Raw genomic sequence first — 3,188 nt, 5'->3', positions numbered from 1 at the left:
CGATCGACGAATTCCCAGACCTTCGATATCACCACCGATCCCTCGCCGACGGCCGAAGCCACGCGCTTGACCGATCCGCTGCGCACGTCGCCCACCGCAAAGATGCCCGGCAGCGAGGCGGCGAAGGGCGAGCTTGCGCCCACCGCCTCGCCGGTGAGCACGAAGCCCTTGTCGTCCAGCTTGACCAGATCCGTCAGCCAGTCGGTATTGGGGGCGGCACCGACCATGATGAAGAGCGCCCGGGTCGGCACCGTTTCCTCGCTGCCGCGCGCGGTGTTGCGGATCGTCACCGCCTCCAGGTGGTCGCTGCCGTGCAGCGCGCTGACTTCGGCACCGTATTCGATCGTGATCGTCGGCTCCGCTTCGAGCCGGCTCGACAGGTAACTCGACATCGATGCCGCCAGTGATCGACCGCGCACCAGCAGGCGCACCCGGCTCGCCGTGCGGCTGAGGAACATCGCCGCCTGGCCGGCCGAATTGCCGCCGCCAATGATGATCGCCTCCGTGCCCTTGCTGTAGCGCGCCTCGATTTCGGTCGCGGCGTAGTACACGCCGGCACCCTCGAACTCGATCAGCCGCTCGATCGGCAGGCGGCGATATTGCACGCCGGTCGCCACCACCACCGCCCTGGCCCGGATCCGCTTGCCGTTGTCGAAGGTGGCGCAGAAGCTGCCGTCCGCCAGCGCCTCGAGCTGTGCGACGCGACGCGGCATGGCGAAACGCGTGCCGAACTTCATCGCCTGGATTTCGCCGCGCCACACCAGGTCGGCGCCGGAAATACCGGTCGGGAAACCCATGTAGTTTTCGATCCGGCTCGACGTGCCCGCCTGGCCACCGATCGCGATGTCCTCGGTCACCAGCGCGCAAAGCCCCTCGGCCCCCGCATAGACCCCGGCCGCCACACCCGCCGGCCCGCCGCCGACGATCAACACGTCGAAATCCTCGTCATCGACCAGATCCAGGTTGAGCCCGAGCAGGCGCGCGACCTTGTCCGGCGTGGGATCGTCGACGATCGTGTCGCGCCCGAAAATGACTGCGGGACGGCCCGGCGCCAGCGCACACGTGGCGGCCACGGCGTCCGCCTCGGCGCTGCCCAGCTCGAACGAGCTGTAGGGAAGGCGATTGCGGGTGGCGAATTCGGCGATGCAACGGACCTCGCGGTCGAGCTCCTCGCCGATCAGCACCAGCGCGCTGTCGCGTTGCTCGATCTGCCGGCGGCGGCGCGCGGAGAACACGGTGATGATGATGTCCGACATCTCGGGAATCTGCGACATCAGCGTCAGCATCGCGGCGCGTGGCACCTCGATCACGGACGTCTCGCGCACGGCGCGCATCGGCATCGAGAAGGTGCCGCCGTTGAGGAACGAAATCTCGCCCATGAACTGGGTCGGCCCCAGCGTCGATGGCAGATGACGCTCATCGGTGTAGGCGTTGACGACCTCGATTTCGCCATCGACGACATAGACGAAGCGATCGGCCAGTTGTCCCGGGCGCGCGAGGTAGCTGCCGGCCGCGTAGACCACCTGCGTACCCGCCTCACGCAACGCCGCAACGTGCGCAGGGGCCAGCGGGGTACGCTGCATGACTCGCAAATCGTCGCCGATCGATTCCATGGAATTCCGCCTTTGCGATGCGTTCCAGCTCGTCGCCAACCGAATGGACGGCTTCCGGGGAAATCACACGGGGGCGATCATAACGCTGCCGCCGGGGATGACGCTCGGCAGCTTCCGGTCCTTGATCAGGCTTCGCTGAAAAAGGCGGGCCACGATGGCCCGCCGCTCTGCGCGGAGCCCCTGTGCAATGGTGAGCCGGAGCTCGACAGGCCGCTCGCCAGCAATCGAGCCCGCCCCTTCTTGCTTGGCTTGGCGCGCAAGTCTTTGACCCTCGCGCGCGACCGATCGACCTTCGCGCACAAGCCCGGAGCCGTTGCGCGCAAGCCGGAAACTCCAAAGTGCAAGGCTGAAAGCATCGAAGCGCGAAGGTGCCGGGCCTTGCGCGCAAGGCTGAAGAAGCTTGCGTGTGGGGGATTGAGGGTTGCGCGTGGTGTTGAGCTAGACACCAACGGGGGCAACGGCTCGGAGCGCGGCCTTCCAGACCCGGCGATTGGGACAGGAAGCTTGGTGAGCGGCGTTCCAGGTGCAGCGTGCGGAGGTTAGATATCGTGCTGCGGGGGATGAACCAGTCTCATCGCAGCCACCGAACCGATGTCAGAAATTGTCCCTGACACCTTTTCGGAGCAACTCGATGCTTACGTCGGCAGCTACCGACTGACGCCGGATTTCGTCCTGAAGATTTTTCGGGCCGCGGACCAACTCTATGCACAGGGCACGGGTCAGGCCCCCCTGCCGGTCTTTCCCAGTGCGCGCGATGAATTCTTCGCCGATGCCGTCGACGCCAGCGCCAGTTTCCAGCGCGATGCGTCGGGCAAGGTCATAGGCATGATCCTGCATCAAAATGGCGATCGGCCGGCGCCACGCATGAGCGACGCCGAGGTCGAGGCCGCCAGCAGCCAACACGCCGTCACCTTGAGTCCCGCCAAGCTGACGGAATACGTCGGGCATTACCAGCTTGCGCCCAGCGCGATGTTCGATGTGACGCTGCAGGCAGGGCAGTTGATGGTGCAACTGACAGGCCAGCCCGCCTTTCCGGTGTTTGCCAGTGCGCCAGACAAATTCTTCTACAAGGTGGTCGATGCGCAGCTCACCTTCCAGCATGACGCCAGCGGCAAGATCACCGCCATGGTGCTGCACCAGGGCGGTAGGGACCAGCGCGCGCCGCGGAATGATCAATAGACTCAAAGCGGATCAGAGCCAATTTCTTCAAGGCCAGCCACCCGCAGTGGACTCCATCGCTCAGCAAAAGGCTAAGAAACAGGGGGCGGAGTCGACTTCCTAAAAGTGCACTCTGACCCCCGTTTCTGCCCCGAAATTGTCCCTGACACCTTTTTCCGAAAAAGGTGTCGGGAAAAATTCGGTACAGCCAACAAGACCACCGCCAGATCACTTAAATTGTCCCTGACACCATTCTTGTTTCTTCGGTTTTTTCTCTGATCCGGCTAGCTGCGTTAAACATCCTTCGTGAGCGTATCCAAGGATGTGATGCGGCTGGTCAATATTTTAATATCATTAAGAGGCCAATGGCCTAAATTATTCTGTATAAAATCAAATATAAACGGAATTTCAGCTTCA

General features: G+C 63.3%; 2 protein-coding genes. One reads left to right on the top strand and one right to left on the bottom strand.

Annotated features, from left to right (window positions below):
* On the bottom strand, window positions 1-1,613 hold a 1,613-nt coding region (locus M6D32_RS13955; protein ID WP_298257080.1), incomplete at its 3' end, for a cyclic nucleotide-binding domain-containing thioredoxin-disulfide reductase.
* 591 nt (window positions 1,614-2,204) lie between these two features.
* On the opposite strand from M6D32_RS13955, the gene M6D32_RS13950 reads away from it, so the two are divergent.
* Complete coding sequence (locus M6D32_RS13950; protein WP_298257077.1) at window positions 2,205-2,792, top strand: DUF3471 domain-containing protein; 588 nt, start codon at window positions 2,205-2,207, stop codon at window positions 2,790-2,792.
* The last annotated feature ends 396 nt before the right edge of the window (window positions 2,793-3,188 follow it).

It is taken from the genome of Bradyrhizobium sp., assembly GCF_027307225.1.
In the GTDB taxonomy this organism is placed as follows: Bacteria; Pseudomonadota; Alphaproteobacteria; order Rhizobiales; family Xanthobacteraceae; genus Bradyrhizobium.
The sequence above is the reverse complement of the archived record's forward strand: the minus strand, read 5'-3'. Positions and strand labels throughout refer to the sequence as shown.

Bases quoted from the DNA above. Each gene is read 5' to 3' on its own strand.
- M6D32_RS13950 (WP_298257077.1), top strand. From the start codon at position 2,205: ATGTCAGAAATTGTCCCTGACACCTTTTCGGAGCAACTCGATGCTTAC.